Annotated in this window: 13 protein-coding genes and 2 tRNA genes; 14 read left to right on the top strand and 1 reads right to left on the bottom strand. The window is 34.9% G+C overall.

Translation table 11 applies throughout. The features are described from left to right. Nucleotides 1-69: 69 nt before the first annotated feature. From coaBC to PHD84_00900, 12 genes are all read left to right on the top strand, one after another. A complete protein-coding gene (coaBC, locus tag PHD84_00955; GenBank protein MDD5636378.1) occupies nt 70-1,305 on the top strand; it encodes a bifunctional phosphopantothenoylcysteine decarboxylase/phosphopantothenate--cysteine ligase CoaBC in 1,236 nt (411 codons plus the stop codon). Then, nucleotides 1,305-3,368: a primosomal protein N' gene (gene priA, locus PHD84_00950; GenBank protein ID MDD5636377.1), complete on the top strand. Its 2,064-nt coding sequence runs from the start codon at nt 1,305-1,307 to the stop codon at nt 3,366-3,368. The genes coaBC and priA overlap by 1 nt, the downstream gene beginning before the upstream one ends. Before the next feature lie 18 nt (nt 3,369-3,386). Then, nucleotides 3,387-3,872 (top strand): peptide deformylase, encoded by a 486-nt coding sequence (gene def, locus PHD84_00945; GenBank protein MDD5636376.1) that lies wholly within the window; start codon nt 3,387-3,389, stop codon nt 3,870-3,872. 28 nt (nt 3,873-3,900) lie between these two features. Beyond that, complete coding sequence (fmt, locus tag PHD84_00940) at nt 3,901-4,851, top strand: methionyl-tRNA formyltransferase (protein ID MDD5636375.1); 951 nt, start codon at nt 3,901-3,903, stop codon at nt 4,849-4,851. A 90-nt stretch (nt 4,852-4,941) separates the two neighbouring features. Beyond that, on the top strand, nt 4,942-6,330 hold the full coding sequence (gene rsmB / locus PHD84_00935) for a 16S rRNA (cytosine(967)-C(5))-methyltransferase RsmB (GenBank protein ID MDD5636374.1): 1,389 nt from the start codon (nt 4,942-4,944) through the stop codon (nt 6,328-6,330). Between the two features lie 4 nt (nt 6,331-6,334). After that, nucleotides 6,335-6,877, top strand: coding sequence for a PASTA domain-containing protein (locus PHD84_00930; protein MDD5636373.1), 543 nt, complete (start codon nt 6,335-6,337; stop codon nt 6,875-6,877). Nucleotides 6,878-6,912: 35 nt separating this feature from the next. Further along, nucleotides 6,913-8,040: a DNA-processing protein DprA gene (gene dprA, locus PHD84_00925; GenBank protein MDD5636372.1), complete on the top strand. Its 1,128-nt coding sequence runs from the start codon at nt 6,913-6,915 to the stop codon at nt 8,038-8,040. Between the two features lie 79 nt (nt 8,041-8,119). Then, nucleotides 8,120-8,197: transfer RNA gene (locus tag PHD84_00920), tRNA-Pro, on the top strand. A 33-nt stretch (nt 8,198-8,230) separates the two neighbouring features. Further along, nucleotides 8,231-9,448, top strand: a complete 1,218-nt coding sequence (gene thrC, locus PHD84_00915) for a threonine synthase (GenBank protein MDD5636371.1) — start codon at nt 8,231-8,233, stop codon at nt 9,446-9,448. A 127-nt stretch (nt 9,449-9,575) separates the two neighbouring features. Next, on the top strand, nt 9,576-10,973 hold the full coding sequence (locus tag PHD84_00910) for an NAD(P)/FAD-dependent oxidoreductase (protein MDD5636370.1): 1,398 nt from the start codon (nt 9,576-9,578) through the stop codon (nt 10,971-10,973). Continuing rightward, nucleotides 10,970-11,737: a 5'/3'-nucleotidase SurE gene (surE, locus tag PHD84_00905; protein ID MDD5636369.1), complete on the top strand. Its 768-nt coding sequence runs from the start codon at nt 10,970-10,972 to the stop codon at nt 11,735-11,737. Before PHD84_00910 ends, surE begins: the two co-directional genes overlap by 4 nt. Before the next feature lie 243 nt (nt 11,738-11,980). Beyond that, nucleotides 11,981-12,199, top strand: a complete 219-nt coding sequence (locus PHD84_00900; GenBank protein MDD5636368.1) for a hypothetical protein — start codon at nt 11,981-11,983, stop codon at nt 12,197-12,199. Nucleotides 12,200-12,232: 33 nt separating this feature from the next. Here the strand turns inward: PHD84_00900 and PHD84_00895 are convergent. Beyond that, nucleotides 12,233-12,308, bottom strand: a tRNA-Gly gene (locus PHD84_00895). A 138-nt stretch (nt 12,309-12,446) separates the two neighbouring features. On the opposite strand from PHD84_00895, the gene PHD84_00890 reads away from it, so the two are divergent. Both PHD84_00890 and PHD84_00885 read left to right on the top strand, forming a co-directional pair. Then, nucleotides 12,447-13,835, top strand: coding sequence for a VanW family protein (locus PHD84_00890; protein ID MDD5636367.1), 1,389 nt, complete (start codon nt 12,447-12,449; stop codon nt 13,833-13,835). Between the two features lie 39 nt (nt 13,836-13,874). Next, nucleotides 13,875-14,687, top strand: a complete 813-nt coding sequence (locus tag PHD84_00885; protein MDD5636366.1) for a succinylglutamate desuccinylase/aspartoacylase family protein — start codon at nt 13,875-13,877, stop codon at nt 14,685-14,687. The last annotated feature ends 11 nt before the right edge of the window (nt 14,688-14,698 follow it).

The following is a 14,698-nucleotide window of genomic DNA, read 5'->3' as shown; positions in this document are numbered from 1 at the left end:
TATATACTAATAAAGGGGTTCTCCAGGGGGAAGGATTCCCCTGGAATATCCTATGGGGGAGAACACATTATGACTGATGAAAAGGATAAAAAAGTAAACATAATTCTGGGTATTACAGGAGGGATTTCCGCTTATAAAAGTGCAGAGTTAGTTCGGCTGATGAAGAAAGAGGGATTTCAGGTTAAAGTAGTGATGACTGAAAATGCTACCCGTTTTATTACCCCCCTGACTATGGCAGTCTTATCTGAAAATAAGGTTTATACCAGACTCTTTTCTCCAGATGAGGAGGATCCTGAGATAAGACATATTTTTCTAGCTCGCTGGGCTAATATGCTGGTAATTGCACCGGCATCGGCAGATGTTATTTCCAAATTAGCACATGGTATAGCAGATGATTTATTAAGTACTACTATGTTAGCTTTTCAGGGTGAAGTTATCATTGCTCCAGCCATGAATAAGGTTATGATTAATAATTCGATTCTCAGAAATAATATTGGCTATCTACGAAGAAAAGGTTATCATTTTATAGAAACTGAAAAGGGTGATTTGGCTTGTGGGGAATATGGGGATGGAAGGATGACAACTCCTGCCAATATAATTAGTTTTATCAAGAAGATAATAGGTAATGCCAATTCTTTAAATGGGAAAACGATACTCATAACTGCTGCGGCAACCAGAGAACCTATAGACCAGGTTAGATTTATCTCTAATTACTCAAGCGGTAAAATGGGCTTTGCTTTAGCTGAAGTAGCAAAAAACCGTGGTGCTAAGGTAATTCTGGTTTCCGGGCCTACCTTTCTACAGGATATTGAGGGGATAAAGACTATTCGGGTAAATACTGCAGCAGAGATGAGAGAACAGGTACTGTATTATTTTGATGAGGTAGATGTATTTATTTCTGCAGCTGCGGTATCAGATTTTCGACCGGTGAATCAATTTAAAGGAAAAATAAAAAAGGAAGAAGCTGATGTTATCCGCTTAGAGTTGAGAAAAAATGTTGATATATTAAAAGAGGTTGGAGAAAAGAAAGGGAAACAGATTCTGATTGGATTTGCAGCTGAAGTGAAAAAGCTAAAAGAAAATGCCCTGTCAAAATTAAAGTCAAAAAATTTGGATTATATTGTAGCAAATGATATCAGTAGAGAAGATAGTGGATTTGGTGCCGATACCAATAAGGTATTGATTATTGAGCGTAGTGGAAAGACTATTGATTTGCCCCTGATGTCAAAATATGAAGTTGCAGAATACCTTTTTGATTTAGTAAAGTCATATTTTGAACATCAAAGTAAGGCTATTATAGTATAATGATAAACAATAATGTAGCCGAGGTCATTCCTCTAAATATAAATCTTGATCATGGTTTTCATTATCTCATTCCCATATCTCTAAAGGAAGCAGTTGAAGTTGGAAAGAGGGTTACAATATCTTTTCAAAATAGAAAAAAAGTTGGAATTGTGGTAAATATCAATAAGGAAACAGAATTCCAAGATCTGAAAGAAATTGAAGAGGTCCTGGATCCTGTTCCCATTCTATCCCGGGGGATTCTGGCCTTAACTGATTGGATAGCTAGATATTATCTATGTCCCAGAGGAACTGTAATATCTTATATTGTACCTTCCCGGATATCTAATAAAAAGATTGCTTCTGTTCTGAATAACATCCACTTAGCAGGTAGAATTTTAGATAAAGAAAAACCTTGTTATAGAAAAAGAAATGAAGATAATAAACCTCAAATTAATAATTGTCAATATAATCTTTTTTCAGCACAGCATACCTTGATAGCAGATAATTTCAACAAACCAGTGCTTTTTCACTACCATAGTTATAGAGAAAGGGATCTTTATTATATCTCATTGATTATGAAAACTATTCAGGAGGGGAAACAGATATTAATCCTTATACCTGATCAGTTCAGTTGTAATGATTTGAAGGAAAAACTAGGTAAAAAATTAGGAAAATCCTTAGCTATCTTTGATAAAAACATAAGTCAGAATCAAAAATATCTTCGTTTTATCATGGCGCAGAAAGAAGATATCAAAGTAGTTATGGGTACCAGGTCCAATATCTTTCTCCCCTTTTTAAATCTTGGTCTCATAATAGTAGAACAGGAGGACTCAGCTTTATATAAGGAGGAGAGAGTTCCCCGCTATCATGCTCGAGAAGTTGCCCAGGCTAGGGCTTTAATAGAGTCTGCCAGGGTAATTTTGGGTTCTGGTGCACCAACAATAGAAAGTTATTGGCAGGGAATAAATGGCCATTATCATTTAAAAACTAAAGATTATGTTCATAATACCAAGCCAAAAAATTTATTACAAACATATTTTGTAGACCTAGAAGAGGAAAAATCATTTCAAAGAGTCATCAGTTTTCAGTTGCAACAACAGATTGCTGAATGTCTCAGGGAAAAGAAAGGTATAGTTTTGTTTCTCAACAGGCGAGGTTTTGCCAGTTATATTTCCTGTGGACAGTGCGGTCAGGTAATGAAATGCCCAGATTGTAGCTCATTGTTATCTTATCACAGAGAAGCAAAAAATAGCTTTTTTCTCTGTCATAATTGTGGGAATAAGATATCCTATAGTAGAAATTGTCCCAATTGTGGAAAACAAGCCTTAAAACCTATGGGATTTGGAATCCAATATGTGGAAGATATAATTCACCGAATGTTCCCTAAAGCAGTAATTCAACGTTTTGATAAGGATGTTGCTCCTAATTTTAGGATTCAAAAACAATTACTGCACAGGTTTCAAGAGGGAGAAATAGATATACTAATAGGTACTCAGTTATTATTTCAGAAGTTAAATTTCCAGCAGGTCTATTTAGTTGGTTTTATTTTAGTTGACCATCTTTTAAATATTCCCGATTATAGGTCTGCTGAAATTACCTTTCAATTTATTTATCGGGTAATTCTAAGCTTATTAGAACAAAAAAAACCAAAAATTTTATTAATCCAAACCTGTCAACCTGAACATCATAGCCTACAGGGGATAAAAGGGTTAAGTTATCCTTTATTTTATCAGAAGGAGATAACGCTCAGAAAAGAATTAGAATACCCCCCCTTTACTAAGATAATAAGGATTGATTTTGCTGGAGCTAGCCAGGATCTGGTGAGAAAAAGTGCCCTAGAATTTGGAGAATTTATTCATAAATCTGATGTATGGAGTATTATGGGAAGGGATACTGTAATAAATGAAGATAATCTGCTTATAGTTAAAGATAAGGGTAGAAATAGAGTTAGTTTATTGGTTAGAATACAAAATGAAAAACAAAACTTTGAACAGGTAAGAAAAAAAATGTTCCCCTATGTTTTAAAATATCAGAAACATAAGGTTAAATTGGTAATTGATGTTGAGCCAATAAGGTTATATTAGTGTGATAGGAGGAGAAAAATGGCTATTTTAAAATTACAAAAATATGGCTCCCCTATTTTAAGGGAAAAAGCGTTGCCTGTGAATAAGGTCGATGAAGAAATCAGAGAACTGGTACAGAATATGATTGAAACAATGTATGCAGAAGGAGGTGTCGGCTTAGCAGCTCCCCAGGTGGGTGTTTCCAAACGGATAATTGTTCTGGATACAGAGGAAAAGGGAGTAATTGTCTTAATTAATCCGGTTCTCATTAAACGAGAAGGGGAATCCAAAGAAGAAGAGGGATGCTTGAGTGTACCTGGGATATACTCTACTGTACGCAGGTCCTCCATAATTACGGTAGAGGCTATGGATTTAAATGAAAAAAAGATTCAGATTACTCAGGAAGGTTTTTTGGCTATTGTTTTGCAACATGAAATCGACCACTTGGATGGCTATCTCTTTATAGATAGACTGAGTCCTGCTAAAAGATTAATGTTAAAAGAGCAGTTAAAAAATATTGAGTAAAAAATAGCAGGGGAGAGGAAATAGTATAGTGCGAATTATTTTCACTGGTACATCTTCTTTTGGCGTACCGATATTAAAGCAGTTAATTTCCTTGCAGAAGGATATTGTGGCTGTTGTGACCCCGCCGGATCGACCTGGGGGTAGGGGAAAAAGAATGTTAGCTTCTCCTATCAAAATACTGGCTTCTCAATCTGGCTTATACCTATTTCAACCAGAAGACATCAATGCAGATAGTACTATTCAAAAGATTGCCAGGCTACATCCTGATTTAATAATTCTAGTTGCCTATGGCCAAATACTCTCCGGTAAAATACTAAAGCTGCCAACTCAAGGCTGTTTAAATATCCATCCCTCCTTGTTGCCTAAATATAAAGGTCCAGCACCAATTAACTGGGTACTTATAAAAGGGGAGCAAGAAACTGGAGTTACATTTTTATTTATGAATGAAAGGATTGATGCGGGGGATATTATTCTTCAGAAAAGAATAGAGATATTACCTGAGGAAAATTTCGAGCAATTAAGCATCAGACTGGCCATAGAAAGTGCTATCTTACTGGAAGAGGTATTGTTAACCATCGAAAGAGGAGAATATGAAAGATTCCCTCAACCAAAGGAAAAATATTTTTATGCCAGAAAAATAAATAAGGATGATTGCCGAATTGATTGGTATCAAAAAGCTATAGAAATCTATAATCTGGTGAGAGGCCTCACTCCTTTGCCCGGAGCCTATACTGAATTTAAGGACAAAAGAATTAAAATTAGTGAGACCAGCCTGTTAGAGAAAATAAAGATAAATAATAATCTATTTCAGCAAAAACCAGGAACTATAGTTAAGCTCAATAAAAGTGGTATAATGGTATTAGCCGGAGATGGTAATTTTATTGTCATCAAAAGGCTTATTCCAGCGGGTTCCAAAGAAATGGATGCCTCTGGATTTATTAATGGTTACCATATTGAAATTGGTAACTCATTTAATTGAAGATTCTTTTTAGTGAAGATAATGTTAATTGTAGATGACTTTAAATACTAAAATAAGACTGAAATAAGATTAAAGTAAAAGGTAATATTTTTGGATCTATATCGTAACATACCTAGTAGGAAATTAATTTTAAGAATCTTAAATCGGTTGGAAAAGCAGAATTCTTATTTAAATATTTTACTTCCTTCTTTTTTTTTAAAATATAAACCAATAGATCAAGATAAAGCTTTAATGCAGGAAATAAGTTATGGTGTAACCCGTTTCAAAAAAAGGTTGGACTGGATTATAAGTCAATTTCTCACCAATAAAAAAGTAACATTTCCCTTAACTATTCAAAATATCCTGAGAATGGGAATTTATCAGATTCTTTATTTAGAAAAAGTACCAGACTACGCTATAGTGTATGAATCAGTGGAATTGGCTAAACAAAGTCCATTTAAAGGTTATTCCGGTCTGGTAAATGCTATCCTAAGAAATGTTATTCGAAAATCTGCTAATATTAACTGGCCTGATATTAAGTCAGATCCAATTAACTATATTTCTGTCTTTTATTCTTTTCCAGAATGGTTAGTGAGAAGGTGGATTAATAGATTTGGTTTAGACATGTGTTTGAAAATTTGCCAAGCGAACAATATTAAACCCAGCCTCACATTGCGGATTAATTCCCTAAAAATAAGCATGCAACAATTCCGGGAAAGATTGTCTGAATTAAAGATAACTTTTCAGGAAAGTGTATATCTTCCTGCCACTGCGATTATAATAAAAGATTTTTATGAAGTTGGCAAGATACCAATCTTTAAAGAAGGTTTATTTACTATTCAGGATGAAAGCTCAATGCTGGCTTCAGAGTTTTTGGCTCCTGTTGCTGGTGAAACAATTATTGATATGTGTAGCGGTCCCGGAGGGAAAACCACTCATATGGCTCAGCTTATGCAAAATAAGGGTAAAATAATGGCTTTGGAGATAAATCAAAGTAGACTGGAAATGGTTGTTGCTGAAGCCAGGAGACTTGGTATTGAAATTATTTCTCCAGTTCTAATTGATTCCCGAAAACTAAATAGTGCATACCTGGGAAAAGCTGATAAAATATTGGTTGATGCTCCCTGCTCTGGAACAGGAGTAATCAGAAAAAAACCTGACATAAAATGGAAGCAGTGGGATATAAGCCACCTCAATGGATTAAATCAAATACAGGAAAACTTACTTGATACAGCTGCCCAATATTTGAAACTGGGTGGTGAATTGCTTTATACTACTTGTAGTATAGAAAAAGAGGAAAACGAGGATATAATATTAAAATTTATCAAGAAACATACCAATTTTACCATCCAGGAAAGTTCACAGTTTGTTGAGAAAAATGGTATAGTAAATTATAAAACTAACATTAAAGAAGCAATACAATTAATTCCAGGATATTCTGGCAAAAATATTGATGGATTTTATATAATAAAGATGAAAAAGAATAATTTTAAGGAATAACAATATGGATAATTTTGTAGCCAGATCACTGATTATATTCACCCGTATATTGTTTATCATATTTTTTAGTATTGGTGCAGTAATTTTGGGAGGATATGCTGCCTTTCTTGCCTATCAAACTGTTTTTGCGGTTCCTGTGGTTCAGGTTCCCTCGGTCATTGGCATGGAACTCGATGCTGCCCGTCAGACATTATATAACACAGGTTTAAAGATGGTGATTATTGATGACCATATCTTCCCACAGGGTGAGCATTATGATGTCATAACTCAAAAGCCGCCTGCCGGGACAGAAATAAAAAAGAATCGCACCGTAGAAGTAGAAATTAGAGCAGGAGGGACATTTCAGGAAATTCCTGATCTGGTGGGAAAGACTATTGCTGAGGCAGAAGCGCTGCTTTCAGAATATGGCTATCAAATTGGTGATATCGCTTATACTCTGCACCATCAGTTACCTGAAGGTAGAATCGTAGCTCAAACACCACAAGCGGGAGGAAGTAAAGCTAATGATGGGAAGGTCAATATATTAGTAAGTAAAGGATTATATTAATGAATTAAAAAATTCCAGAAATAAGGTTCGGGAGTATGGAAAAACAGGAATTAAAATACTGGTTAGCTTGGAATAGGGTAAAAGAGATTGGTCCGGTACGTTTTTTAAAATTATGGCAGCATTTTTCTTCTTTGGAAGAAGCGTGGAACTGTAATATAAGAACAAATAATATGATGAATTTATTGCATATCGGAGAAGAAATCCTGAATAAAATCGAACAAGAAAAACAACACATTGATCCAGAACAAGAATGGGACTTATTACAAAAGAGAAACATCAAAGTCATAACTATCAAGGACGAAGGGTATCCTTCCCTTTTGAAAAATATCTACAGCCCACCACCGGTTATTTATTATCAGGGAGATTTTGTTACCATTATGAAACAATCAAAAGGCATAGCTATTGTTGGTTCCAGAAAGGCTACTTATTATGGACGAAAGGTTGCCCGGGAAATAGCCAGTGAGATAACAAAATCTGGTTATGTCGTAATCAGTGGATTGGCTAAGGGTATTGATACCAATGCCCACTTAGGTGCTCTGGAAGCTAATGGATTAACCATTGCAGTTTTAGGATCTGGCATTGATAGAATTTACCCTCCGGAAAACAGAAGTTTAGCTCATCGTATTATAGAAAAGGGAGCAGTTGTTACCGAATTTCCCATTTTTACCAAACCGGAAAAGAATAATTTTCCCAGGAGAAATAGAATTATTAGCGGATTAGCTCTGGGAACCTTAGTTATAGAAGCTGGTGAAAAAAGTGGAGCTTTGATTACTGCAGATTATGCCCTGGAACAGGGAAGAGAGGTATTTGCAGTTCCAGGAAGTGTTCATTCTTTTCTCTCTACCGGCTGTCATAATCTCATTAAGCAGGGTGCCAAACTGGTAAACAGCTATCATGATATTCTGGAAGAATTTCAGGAAGAAAACAAACTCTTCTCAGAGAGAGAAAAAACTGAAGATAGAAGACCGAATTGTGTTAATACTGGTGAGCTTACTGATTATGAACAGAATCTTTTACAATACATTTCCATTGAACCATTGCATATTGATGAAATAACTGAATTAACAGCTCTTCCCTATGGAAAGATAAGTGAAGTTTTACTATCTCTGGAATTGAAGAATATAATTAGGGAAATTGAGGGAAAAAGATATATAAGAATATAAGAAATTTTATTTTATTTCCCTTTATTTGGTTGATAGAAGAGGTAAGCTCCTGTATAATATACTTGTGTAAAAGCTAAGTCGGGGCGTAGCGCAGTTTGGCAAGCGCACCTGAATGGGGTTCAGGGGGTCGGAGGTTCAAATCCTCTCGCCCCGACCAGACCAGAGTTTGAGATTGATATGGGTGAGTATATTGAATAAGGAGTGCCTGGTTTGTACCGGATGCCAAAAAGAATATCCTCTGGATAGAGTATTCCCCCGCTGTGATGATTGTTTTGAGCCATTGGAGATTAAGGTTAGCTCACTACAAAATTTTGATAAAGATAAGATCTCCCTTCCGGAAAATATTTTAACTCATTATGCTCCCTTTTATTCCTTTTCCAAAATAAACCGTAAGCTTTCTTTGAAAGAAGGTTTTACTCCCTTAATTAATTCCAATCTACTTTCTCAGCTACTGGATTTGGATTATTTATATTTAAAAAATGAAACTGTTAATCCAACCTGGTCATTTAAGGATAGAGGTACCTATGTCGCTTTACAGCATGCTATCAGTCTGGGCTATAATTGTATTGGTACACTATCCAGCGGTAATATGGCTGTTTCGGTAGCTGCTTATGGTGCTCGTGCCGGTATAAAGACACTTATTTTAGTTAGTGCTGACCTGCCAGAAGAAAAGATAAATCCTATTTTGATTTACGAACCTATTTTAATCAGAGTAAAGGGTGATTATGGTCAGATTTACTATGAAAGCTTAAAGATTGGTCAGGAATTAGGTATCTATTTTATGAATTCAGATGTACCTTTCCGAGTAGAAGGATCAAAGACTATTGCCTTTGAAATATGTGAACAGTTAAATTATGACATACCACAATATGTAGTAATCCCAACCAGTTCTGGGGGCAATGCCCGGGGCATTATAAAGGGTTTTCTGGAATTTTTTGAACGGGGCTTAATTGCTGAATTGCCTAAAATTATTTGTGTTCAATTAGAAGGATGTGCACCTATCTATCAGGCCTGGATTAATCAACAGGATAAGGTTGCTCCAGTAGAAAATCCCCAGGCCATTGACCATGCCATTGCTAATCCTTTTCCACCCAGTGGTAATGAGCTTTTAAGGAAACTAAGAAAGTATAATAGTATAGTAACTACTGTTTCTGATCAAGAAGCAATGCAAGGGCAACGCATGTTGGCTAAAGAAGGGATATTTGCCCAGCCTGCTGCGACAGTTTCAGTTGCTGCTATTTGGAAAATGAGAAAAGAGGGAGTAATAAGTAAAGAATCTCGTTGTGTTGCTCTGGTGACTGGAGCTGGACTGAAATATACAGGCATATTAGAAAAACATAAATTTAGTGTTTCTACAAGCCGATTAGAATATTTAAAAAAGATAATTTTTTCTAAATTAAAGGATTAATATTTTATTAAATTTTAGTGGAATTTTCAAAAAGGACTGTCCAGCAGGGCATTTTTTCTTTGACCATGAAGATTGAGCTGAGCAAGGATTATATTTGTACCTCAATCTTAAGAATAAGGTGGAGCAAATGGATAAAAGATATGATGTTATTATAGTTGGAGCAGGGCCAGCAGGTATTTTTGCTACTCTGGAATTACTAAAGAGTTATCGAAAGGATATTACTATTCTAATTTTAGAAAAAGGCAAAAATATCACCAAGAGAAAATGTCCCATGAGAGAGCAAAAAACTGCCTGCCAGCAATGTAGTCCCTGTTCATTATTATCAGGATGGGGCGGAGGCGGTGCCTTTAGTGATGGGAAACTAAATCTTACTAGTGATTTTGGTGGCAACCTGTCTGATTACATTAGCGAAGAAGAATTAAACCAATTAATTAATTATGTTGATAAAATCTATCGCCAGTTTGGAGCAGAAGACAGTGTCTATGGTAACAATCAGGAAAAAATTGAACAAATTAAAAGAGAAGCAGCTAAAGCGAATCTAAGGTTTATTCCTGCTAAGATTCGGCACTTAGGAACAGAGAAATGTTTCACCATATTAAAAAATATCTATGATTTTCTAAAAGATAAACTAGAGATTAGAACCGATACTGAAGTCAATAGGGTGGTCAAAGAAGATAATGAAGTTAGTGGAGTCATTACCTCAACTGGAGAATATATTAAAGGAAGGTATGTTATTCTTTCTCCTGGTAGAGTGGGCGCAGAATGGTTAAAGAATCAAGCTACAGAATTAGCATTACCGATTTTTCGCAATCCGGTAGATGTTGGAGTAAGAGTAGAAGTTCCAGCAGTGATTTTAGAACATCTAACTGATACACTTTATGAATCAAAGTTGATTTACTATTCAGCCTGCTTTGATGATAAAGTACGTACCTTTTGTATGTGTCCTTCTGGCGAAGTAGTGATGGAATATAATAACGGTATTACCACGGTTAATGGTCATAGTTATAGTAATAAAAAGACCGATAATACCAATTTCGCTATATTAGTAAGCACAATGTTTACAAAACCTTTCCAGGAACCAATTGCCTATGGAAAACATATCGCCAATTTAGCCAATATTTTAAGTGGTGGAGTAATTATTCAACGTCTGGGTGATTTGATTTTAGGAAGAAGGTCTACACCTGACAGAATAGATCATTCTATAGTAATACCAACCTTAAGCAGTGCTACACCAGGAGATCTGAGTTTTGTTTTACCCTATCGAATTCTTAGCGATATTTTGGAGATGTTAAAATCCCTGGATAAAATTGCTCCTGGTGTTTACTGTGAACAAACTTTATTGTATGGAGCAGAGGTTAAGTTTTATTCAGCAAGATTAGACTTATCTCAGCAGCTGGAAACAAAAATAAAAAATCTCTTTGCCATTGGTGACGGAGCAGGAATCACTAGAGGCCTTATTCAATCATCTGTTTCTGGTGTTATTGTTGCTCGGGAAGTTAATCATAGAAGGGGCAAAAATTATTGAACATACTATTAACTAATGATGATGGTATACAGGCAAAAGGTTTGGTAGAATTAAAAGGATATTTGGAAAAAATAGGCAGGGTTACAGTAATAGCACCTGATCGGGAAAGGAGCGGTTCAGGGTGTTCAACTACTATTTATGAAACAGTCTGCTGTTGTAAAACATGGTCAGGAAGTAGTTTTTTTGGCTATTCCTTAAGTGGGACATCGGTTGATTGTGTGATAATTGGTCTGGATAAATTGTTGTCTCATGATAAGCCGCAATTAGTGGTGGCAGGAATCAATGCCGGTGCTAATTTGGGGAGAGATGTTTTTTATTCGGGAACAGTCGGTGCTGCTATAGAAGGAGCTTTCCATGATATCTTTTCCATGGCCATATCTATAGATAAAACAGATAACATTTCTTTTGGCGGAGCTATTAAGGTGATGGATATGATAATCAAAACATTACCATCACATATTAGCCAGATACCAATGGTATTAAATATTAACATTCCCGGAACTGATTATGATAATATAAGAGGATTTAAATTAACACAACCCGCGCCTGTTTTTCATCAAAAAACAATTGAAAGTATTTACAGAACTGAGCAGGTGGAATATTTTTGGATTGCGGGAAGCGCACCAGTTGGAGAAATGGATAAGAATAGTGATTATTGGGCTATAAAGAATAATTATGTATCCATCACTCCTTTTGCTGTTCAGTTAAGGGCAGCTATTAATCAGGATGAATTAGAAAAGTGGATTCACAGACTTAATTATTAATCAATAAAATAGTTTTTCCATAAAGTAATGAAATATATTAATTTGAGACACAAACCACAAGAAAATATTAACCGGATAGATAAGTTAAAAAATAGATAATAGAAATGAGGAAAAAATAGTAAAAGAGGCTGACCGGAAATGAGTGCATAACTCTTATTGATTATCTTAAATAAATCCCTAATAATAGACTTACCTTAATTAAGATGTGTCATTAGTAAATACGAGAGAGTAGGGCAGGTTAAGATGGCTGATCAAATCGCTGTATTGTTTATTCTATTATTTATAATAGTTATCCTTTCGCAGATTATTACTAGAATGATGAAATCGGATAATAAAAGATTCAGGATACCTATTTTTTATGGAAGAATATTACTGGGTTTTTTGTTGGCGATGCTTATTTATCTGGTATTTTTAATGCTCAAAGGGGAAGATATTATCACTAAATTATTCGGACCATCATAATTTTATTACTAAGGTAGGACTTTATAATAACAATGGAGCGGGAAACGGGGTTTGAACCCGCGGCCTTCGGCTTGGGAAGCCAACGCTCTGCCAACTGAGCTATTCCCGCTCACGTATGTAAATAGATATTACCAATATAGCAGGTAATATTATAAAGGAAAATTCATATATTTTCAATTAGATTTTTGCTTAAAAAATACTTTCAGACCAGGTGCCAAGATAGAAAATAGCGAGAAAGGAGAGTTAGTTGTATAATCGCCATTATTATCATAATAAGAAAGCAAGACCTACTAAATGGTTAAATAGTAGGTTATTTTTAATATTACTTGCCTCTATTTTGTTCTTTTTTCTAATATATTCAATTGATTTACTAATCTATAGAGGGAAAATATATCCCAGTGTGTTAACTATGAATCAGGAAATCGGTGGATTAAGAAAGAACGAAGCTTATCAAATTCTACAACCAGTTATTGAAGATATCCTTAACAATCCTATATTAATTAATCATGAGGAAGGGAAATTAAGTATAGTACCTCAAGATGATATTGGTGCTGTCATTGATATAGACAGACTAATCAATGAAGCTTATTCTATTGGTAGGAGGGGCACTTTTTTCTTTAGAATAAAGGAAAGAATACTTTTGATTAGAAAAGATTATCACCTTTCTCCTTTGGTAAGAGTTGAGGAAAATAGATTTAAATCTTTTTATAACCAATTACAAGTAAAATTTGAACAACCTTCTCGAGATGCCTCCCTTGCTTCGGATAGAGTTATTCCAGCACAGATAGGAATAGTAATAAATGAAGAACAGTTATTAAAGGATATAGAAAATGGTATAATTGAAATAACACCATCAAATATGCCTATTAGCATTGATTTGCCGGTTCATCATCAAGAACCCGAAGTATCCACTACGGAAATTTTGGCAAGCATTGGAGTTTTTGAGACCATAAGTACATATGAAACTTCTTTACTGGGCAAAGAAGAAAATACCTTCTATAATATCCAAAAAGCAGCAGAACAAATTAATGGTATTATAATAAAACCCGGGGAAATATTTTCCTTTAATCAAATAATAGGTCCCGCCGATAAAGAAGATGGTTATAAAGAGAGCACTATTATTGCTAATGGACAGTTTATCAATGGATATGGTGGTGGCGTATGTCAGGTTTCCACTACTCTGTATAACGCTGTACTACTGGCTAATCTTCAAATTATGGAAAGATATAATCATTCTATCTATGGTGAGGTAACAAATTATGTTCCTTTAGGGAGAGATGCTGCAATATTTTATGGGTATAAAGATTTGAAGTTTAAAAATTCTTTAGACCAATTAATTGTAATCCTTAGCGAAGTTAAGCCAGATAGTCTGGTGGTTACTATCCGGGGAGAAAAGGGATTGGATAAGAATGTCAGAATAATTACTCAGGATCTAAAAACTTATGATTATGATGTGATTAAAATTAAGCAGGAAGGTACACGAACAGCTAATGATGCAAATAATGTAATCCAGGAAGGAGTTTCCGGTTATAGTATTAAGACTTATCGGTTAATAATAGATAATTCAGGAGAAAGAATGGAATTACTCTCTGAAGATCGTTATGCCAGTGTTTCCAAAAAAATTCTGTTTGACTGAACTTCTGGATAATAAAGTATTAAAAGGTTTAAAAATATCATGTTAGAAAAAAGGCTTATTTTTTTTCAAAAGATATATATCTATTTCACCTTTTTATTTATCTTATTTTTAATAACACCTTCATTATCTGTTTACGCCCTTAACCAGCAAACTTCTGCTATTATTGAAAAAATAATCATTTGTGAAGACACTAATTATGAGACAGATGCCTATATTTTCTCTTCCCAGCAGGATAGGCCGGTAATAATGATTTTAGCTGGAGTACATGGTGATGAACTGGCAGGAGTTACGGCAGTTAGAAGATTTATGGAAGATTTCCAACCGGCAAAAGGAAAGGTTATTGTAATTCCAAAGACCAATAAAGCAGCGTGTCAGAGCGAAGTACGTGCTATTACTCCCGAGGAAGATTTGAATCGAAAATATCCTGGGGATAAGAAATCAGAAGGAGTTGCTAGGTTAGCAGGAGAGATTATGGGAATAATGAATGATTATAAGGTTGATTTCCTGCTGGATTTACATGAATCAGTTGATTTTTATCAGCAGAGCTCTGATCATTATGGACAGACCATTGTTCTTGATATTCATGATAATGAATTACTGAATCAAATGAGTAGTTATTTACTCAAACAATTAAACCAGAAGGTCATTTTACCAGAAAACTGTTTTAATATACTGCTGAAACCTGTTGAGGGTTCAGGAACACATGAAGCTTGGCACCAATATAAGATTCCCGGCATTACCTTTGAAACATGTACCAAGATAGAATTCTCTAAAAGAGTTAACTGGCACTATCACTGTATTCAAAAAACATTATCTTTTTTTAATATGGTAAATATTATAAAAGCAAAGTAAGAGCAAACCTT

It is taken from the genome of Atribacterota bacterium (assembly GCA_028717805.1).
In the GTDB taxonomy this organism is placed as follows: Bacteria; Atribacterota; Phoenicimicrobiia; order Phoenicimicrobiales; family Stramentimicrobiaceae; genus Stramentimicrobium.
This window is presented reverse-complemented; position numbering and strand designations above follow the sequence as displayed.

Coding starts and splice junctions, on each gene's coding strand:
- coaBC (MDD5636378.1), top strand. CDS start 70: ATGACTGATGAAAAGGATAAAAAAGTAAACATAATTCTGGGTATTACA.
- priA (MDD5636377.1), top strand. CDS start 1,305: ATGATAAACAATAATGTAGCCGAGGTCATTCCTCTAAATATAAATCTT.
- def (MDD5636376.1), top strand. CDS start 3,387: ATGGCTATTTTAAAATTACAAAAATATGGCTCCCCTATTTTAAGGGAA.
- PHD84_00930 (MDD5636373.1), top strand. CDS start 6,335: ATGGATAATTTTGTAGCCAGATCACTGATTATATTCACCCGTATATTG.
- dprA (MDD5636372.1), top strand. CDS start 6,913: ATGGAAAAACAGGAATTAAAATACTGGTTAGCTTGGAATAGGGTAAAA.
- PHD84_00910 (MDD5636370.1), top strand. CDS start 9,576: ATGGATAAAAGATATGATGTTATTATAGTTGGAGCAGGGCCAGCAGGT.
- PHD84_00900 (MDD5636368.1), top strand. CDS start 11,981: ATGGCTGATCAAATCGCTGTATTGTTTATTCTATTATTTATAATAGTT.
- PHD84_00885 (MDD5636366.1), top strand. CDS start 13,875: ATGTTAGAAAAAAGGCTTATTTTTTTTCAAAAGATATATATCTATTTC.